Genomic DNA, 6048 nt, shown 5'->3' on the forward strand with positions numbered 1-6048 from the left:
GGCTCAGGCCCCCTCGACCGCGATCGCGCGCACCGGGCAGGCCCGCGCCGCGGCAGCCACCCTCCCGGCCAGCTCCGGCGCCGGATCCGGCGCCACCACCAGCCGCTCGTCGTCGTCCAGCGAGAAGACCTCGGGCGCGACCAGAGCACACTGCCCCAGCCCGTCACACAGGTCGTGGTCCACCGTGATCCGCATACCGACCTCCCCCAACTCCCTTACGCATGACATCCCGTACGCACCGGTCACCGCGGACCGGCACCAGCTCCTGCCTGACGGGCAGGCCCTACACCGACCCCCGCGCATACCGCAGCGGCAGCTCCTCCAGCCCGCGGATCGCGTCCGAGGCCAGCCACCGCACCTCCCCCTCCGGAACCGCCAGCTCCAGCGTCGGGAACCGCGCCAGGATCTCCGTCAGCGCGATCGTCGCCTCCTGGCGGGCCAGCCGCTGCCCCAGGCAGAAGTGCGGCCCCATCCCGAACGCGACATGCCGCGCGGTCGCCCGCCCGATGTCGAAGACGTGCCCGTCCTCCCGCACCGCCGCGTCCCGGTTCGCCGCGTTCAGCAGGAACCGCACCAGCTCGCCCCTGCGGATGGTGACCCCGCCGGCCTCGATGTCCTCCAGCGCCACCCGGTTGACCGTCGTCATCGCCGACCCCCGGAACCGCAGCGCCTCCTCCACCGCACTGGCGACCAGCGACGGATCCCGCCGCAGCGCGGCCAGTTGCTCCGGATGCGTCAGCAGCTCGTACAGGGCGTTGGCCAGCAGGTTCGTCACCGTGTCATGGCCCGCGATCAGCAGCACCGCGGCGAACGACGACAGCTCCTCGTCCGTCAGCGCACTCCCGTCCTCGAACCGCGCCGCGATCAGCTCGCCGAGCAGATCCTCGGTCGGCCGCTCCCGCTTCGCCCCGATCAGCCCGATGCAGTACCCGAACAGCTCGGCCGCCGACGCCTGCATCACCTCCAGCGACGGCGCCGCGGAGATGTCCATCGCCCACTTCCGGAACGGATCCCGGTCCTCGCCCGGCACCCCCAGCAGATCGCAGATCACCTCCAGCGGCATCGGATAGGTGAACGCGTCGATGAAGTCCGCGGTCCCGCCGTCCCCCAGTTTGTCCAGCAGCTGCCGGGTGATCTCCTCGATACGCGGCTCCAGCCGACGCACCGCCTTCGACGCGAACGCCGCGGTCACCAGCCGCCGGTACCGGGCGTGCCCCGGGTCGTCCTGCTCCAGGAGCATCACCTGGAGCCCCGGAACCAGTGCCCCGTGCGGCGCGTGCGTGTGCACATCGTTGGACAGCCGCGGATCGCTCAGCAGCTCCCGGGTCAGCGCCGCGCCCAGCACCGTCCAGGTCTCCTGCTGGTTCAGCTGACGCGTACGGATGATGCCGTGGCTCCCGGCCAGCCGCGCCAGCTCCTGCTCCAGACCGGCCGACGCCGCGAGCTCGGCAAGATCGATCACCTCGGACATGACGAAACTCCCCCTATCCCCCTGGATGTTCCTCACCTGACGGAGCGCCGACCCGCCGCCCACAGACGGCCCGGGCCGGCCCGCCCCGGAAAACCCCCGCCCCCGACACCACCGGACGGCGGCCACACCGCCGCCGCCCCGGCACCTCAGTCGCGGAGCAACTGCACAGCCTGCTGCGCGAGTTGTTCGTCCATCGCGCCCGACCGGCTCCCGGCGATCCCCGACCTCATCAGGGCCGCCCCCTCGACCAACGCCACAAACGTCTCGGCGCGCGCCCGGCACAGCTCGGCCGACCAGTCCGGCCGCCCCTGCTGCACATAGGCCTCCACATGGGCCACGTACTTCCGGTAGAACTCCCGGACCACCGCGGCGATCTCGTCATCCCGCGCCGCCAGCGCCCACACCTCGACATACAGCCGGACCAGCTGCGGATCCTCCTGCTCGGCCAGCACCACCGCCACCACGTCGGCGGGGTTCGCCCGGCCCTCCGGGATCTCGATGACCGACGGATCATCCCGCGTCAGCCGCAGCCCGGTCGTCTCCGCCAGCCGCTCCAGCGACCGGTCCAGCGCCCGCTCCAGTACGGCCTTTATCAAGTCCGCCCGGGTCGGGAAGTAATGCTGCAGATGCCCGACCCGCACCCCCGCCTCACCGGCGATGGCCCGCAGCGACGCATCCGCGTTCCCCTTGGCGACCAGCACGGTCTCCGCGGCGTCCAGCAGACTCGTCCGCCGGATACTCCCCTGCCGCGTCAACTGCGGCTTCCCGCCGGCGCGCTTCTCGCTCTCCTCGTTCTCCTCGTTCTCCTCGCTCATGACACCGCGACCTCGACCCCCGCCTTCTCCAGCGCGGAGACGACATCCTGCGGCACCGGCGTCATCTCGGGGAAAACCACCCCGTCCGGCGCCGCGGCACCGTCCTCGCCCAGCACCCGGCGCAGCCCCAACAGCCCGCCCAGCGCGGTCAGATGAGCCTGCCCCGCGGTGTCCTTCAGCACGGCGGTACGGCGCTCGCCGCCCCGCCCCCGGACATCGATCCGCAGCAGCGCACTGCCGCCCTCGCCCGGCGAGTACAGCATCGATCGCCGGGTCTTCTCGAACCTGTCGCCCCGCCCCCACCGGAAGAACCCGGTCTTCTTCAGCGCGAGCAGCGACGACGTCGACGAGTTGGCGCTGAACCCGATCCGGGTGACCGCCGTGTCGACCCCCAGCGCCAGCGGCAGCGTGAACTGCTCCGGTGTGTCGATCCGCGCCACCTTCGTCCGGTGCTCACCGATCGCCACGTAACCGGCCCCGGTCAACGGCATGATCATCCGCCGTCGGCCGCCCTCGGTCACCTCGTAGTCCAGCCCCAGCCGGTCCATGAACTCCACCGAGTCGGTCCCCGCCCGGTCCTTGAGGTCGTACCGGATGGCGATCTCCACCGCCGACGCCCCACCCAGCTCGGCCGCCAGCGCCGCGGTGACCAGCGCGGTCACCCCGCCCATCCAGCTCGACGACAGCAGCACCGGCGCCTTCGGCGGGTGCACCGCCGCCACCGCCGTGGCCCGCTGCAACCGCGCCGTCCACCGGGTGATGTCCACATACGGCACACCCCCGCGGATCGCCGCCCGCAGCACCCGGTCCTCCGGGTCGTTCACCGTACTGATCACGGCCCGCACCCGCGCCGAGAACGGCTCCGGATCACCGAGATCCCAGCGCCGCACCTCCGCCCCGACCTCATCGGCCAGCGCCCGCCCCTTCTCGGGCGTACGCCCCGTGAGCAGCAACGGCCAAGAGGGAGCGGCGAGCCGGGCCAGATCGCCGCCCACGGTCCCGTATCCGCCGACCACGAGCACCGGACCTGTCACATCAAGCTGGATGTCATCGTCCACACCGCAGACACTAGGTCACGCGACCTAGAATCTCAACGCCCGACTCTGTCGGCCACGTCACATAAAGTCGCAAGCCCACCACCCCGCCGACCGGGAGCCACACCAAAGGAGTTGGGCCCGATGCTCATCGAGAACGTCCTCCCCCCGACCGCCATCGGCGAGGACGCCCTCGGCGACCCGCTCCCGGCCACGTCCCCACCCCTCTTCCCCGTCGAGGAACAGCAGATCGCCCACGCCGGCGACAAACGCCGCCGCGAATTCACCACCGCCCGCCAGTGCGCCCACCGCGCCCTGACCCGCCTGGGCCTCCCGCCCACACCCCTGCCCCCGGACCCCACCGGCGCCCCCGCCTGGCCCCCCGGCATCACCGGCAGCATCACCCACTGCGACGGCTACCGCGCCGCCGCCGTGGCCCACACCACCGACATCCCCCACCTCGGCATCGACGCCGAGCCGCACGCCCCCCTACCGCCCACCGTCCGCGAGGGCATCACCACCCCCGCCGAACGCACCCACCTCCGCCAACTCCACGGCGCCCACCCGGACATCCACTGGGACCGCCTCCTCTTCAGCGCCAAGGAGTCCGTCTACAAAACCTGCTCCCGCCTCGCCCCCCGCCCCCTCCAGTTCCACGACGCCGAAATCACCTTCGCCCCCGACACCCACACCTTCACCGCCCGACTCCTCCTGCCCTGGCCCGCCGACGTCCCCGCCCCCCTCCTCACCGGCCGCTGGCACACCTCCCACGGCATCGCCCTCACCGCCACCACCCTCCCCCGCCCCACCTGACACACCCCCTCACGCCTTACTCGCGCTCCTACGCCGCCCTCCGCACCACCATCTCCACCTCCCGCGCCGCCGCGTTCTTCGGATCCGCCATCGTCCGCCCGCTCGCCACGAACCCCAGCCCCCGGTACACCCCCGCGGCCCGCCCGTTCTCCTCATGCACCCACAGCCGTACGCACTCCACAACCGGCTCCGACAACCCCCACGCCCACTCCATCGCGGCCTCGAACAACCCCCGCGCCAGCCCCGTCCCCCGACACTCCGGCCGCACGTACACCCCCACGATGTCCACCGCCGGCCCGGCCCCGCCCCCCTCGACGAACGCCGTCACCATCCCACCCCAGCGGCCGCCCCCGTCCTCCCCGACGAACGTGACGATCTCCCGCCCCTCCGCACTCCGCCGCGCCCGCTCCCGCCACTCCTCATCCGGCAGCGCCGACGCCTTCTCCAAGGTCTGGTTGAACGCAACGTCCGCCACCGGATCCGCCAACGCCGCCAGCCGCAACTCCTTGAGCCGCCGCCACTCGTCCGCCCGCACCGCCCTGATCAGGTAATCCATCACCACACCCTCCCAGCGCCCGCACCCGGCCGGCGGCACAACGCAGAAAAGCCCCGCCGGAAACCGAAGTTCCCAACGGGGCTCGCCACACAGGGCTTTCCCACCAACTGGACTTGCCCACAAACGCAGAAAGGCCCCGCACCATACGGTGCGGGGCCTCCCCACAAAGATTGTTCGGCGGCGTCCTACTCTCCCACAGGGTCCCCCCTGCAGTACCATCGGCGCTGAAAGGCTTAGCTTCCGGGTTCGAAATGTAACCGGGCGTTTCCCTAACGCAATAACCACCGAAACACTATGAAGAAAACAAACTCCAGCCGACAAGGCGAGTTCGTTACTTCAGAACCTACACAGTGGACGCGAGCAACTGAGGACAAGCCCTCGGCCTATTAGTACCAGTCAACTCCACACCTTACGATGCTTCCATATCTGGCCTATCAACCCAGTCGTCTACTGGGAGCCTTACCCCATCAAGTGGGAGGGAGCCCTCATCTCGAAGCAGGCTTCCCGCTTAGATGCTTTCAGCGGTTATCCTTTCCGAACGTAGCCAACCAGCCATGCCCTTGGCAGGACAACTGGCACACCAGAGGTTCGTCCGTCCCGGTCCTCTCGTACTAGGGACAGCCCTTCTCAAGACTCCTACGCGCACAGCGGATAGGGACCGAACTGTCTCACGACGTTCTAAACCCAGCTCGCGTACCGCTTTAATGGGCGAACAGCCCAACCCTTGGGACCGACTCCAGCCCCAGGATGCGACGAGCCGACATCGAGGTGCCAAACCATCCCGTCGATATGGACTCTTGGGGAAGATCAGCCTGTTATCCCCGGGGTACCTTTTATCCGTTGAGCGACGGCGCTTCCACAAGCCACCGCCGGATCACTAGTCCCTACTTTCGTACCTGCTCGACCCGTCAGTCTCACAGTCAAGCTCCCTTGTGCACTTACACTCAACACCTGATTGCCAACCAGGCTGAGGGAACCTTTGGGCGCCTCCGTTACCCTTTAGGAGGCAACCGCCCCAGTTAAACTACCCACCAGACACTGTCCCTGATCCGGATCACGGACCCAGGTTAGACATCCAGCACGACCAGAGTGGTATTTCAACAACGACTCCACACCAACTGGCGTTGGCGCTTCAAAGTCTCCCACCTATCCTACACAAGCCGAACCGAACACCAATATCAAGCTATAGTAAAGGTCCCGGGGTCTTTCCGTCCTGCTGCGCGAAACGAGCATCTTTACTCGTAATGCAATTTCACCGGGCCTATGGTTGAGACAGTCGAGAAGTCGTTACGCCATTCGTGCAGGTCGGAACTTACCCGACAAGGAATTTCGCTACCTTAGGATGGTTATAGTTACCAC

Annotated in this window: 6 protein-coding genes and 2 rRNA genes (1 of these 8 cut by a window edge); 1 reads left to right on the forward strand and 7 read right to left on the reverse strand. The window is 68.7% G+C overall.

All coding sequences use genetic code 11. The features are described from left to right. Window positions 1-3: 3 nt before the first annotated feature. The 4 genes from GR130_RS36720 to GR130_RS36735 all read right to left on the reverse strand — a co-directional run bounded on the left by GR130_RS36720 (window position 4) and on the right by GR130_RS36735 (window position 3308). The gene (locus tag GR130_RS36720) at window positions 4-195 is read right to left on the reverse strand and encodes a ferredoxin (protein WP_159508695.1); all 192 of its coding nucleotides are present in this window, start codon (window positions 193-195) and stop codon (window positions 4-6) included. A gap of 88 nt (window positions 196-283) precedes the next feature. After that, on the reverse strand, window positions 284-1471 hold the full coding sequence (locus GR130_RS36725; protein WP_159508696.1) for a cytochrome P450 family protein: 1188 nt from the start codon (window positions 1469-1471) through the stop codon (window positions 284-286). Window positions 1472-1617: 146 nt separating this feature from the next. Further along, on the reverse strand, window positions 1618-2286 hold the full coding sequence (locus GR130_RS36730) for a TetR/AcrR family transcriptional regulator (RefSeq protein WP_159508697.1): 669 nt from the start codon (window positions 2284-2286) through the stop codon (window positions 1618-1620). Next, window positions 2283-3308 carry a saccharopine dehydrogenase gene (locus GR130_RS36735; protein ID WP_159510463.1) on the reverse strand — a complete coding sequence of 342 codons (1026 nt, stop codon included), beginning with the start codon at window positions 3306-3308 and terminating at the stop codon, window positions 2283-2285. The genes GR130_RS36730 and GR130_RS36735 overlap by 4 nt, the downstream gene beginning before the upstream one ends. A 156-nt stretch (window positions 3309-3464) precedes the next feature. Between GR130_RS36735 and GR130_RS36740 the strand changes: the two genes are divergently transcribed. Continuing rightward, complete coding sequence (locus tag GR130_RS36740) at window positions 3465-4133, forward strand: 4'-phosphopantetheinyl transferase family protein (protein ID WP_159508698.1); 669 nt, start codon at window positions 3465-3467, stop codon at window positions 4131-4133. A gap of 28 nt (window positions 4134-4161) precedes the next feature. Here GR130_RS36740 and GR130_RS36745 read toward each other — a convergent pair whose 3' ends face one another. The 3 genes from GR130_RS36745 to GR130_RS36755 form a co-directional block, all read right to left on the reverse strand. Continuing rightward, window positions 4162-4689 (reverse strand): GNAT family N-acetyltransferase, encoded by a 528-nt coding sequence (locus GR130_RS36745; RefSeq protein ID WP_159508699.1) that lies wholly within the window; start codon window positions 4687-4689, stop codon window positions 4162-4164. Between the two features lie 172 nt (window positions 4690-4861). Beyond that, window positions 4862-4978: ribosomal RNA gene (gene rrf, locus GR130_RS36750) — 5S ribosomal RNA — on the reverse strand. Between the two features lie 77 nt (window positions 4979-5055). Then, window positions 5056-6048 (reverse strand): 23S ribosomal RNA (locus GR130_RS36755); it runs 2130 nt beyond the window's last position.

The organism is Streptomyces sp. GS7 (assembly GCF_009834125.1).
In the GTDB taxonomy this organism is placed as follows: domain Bacteria; phylum Actinomycetota; class Actinomycetes; order Streptomycetales; family Streptomycetaceae; genus Streptomyces.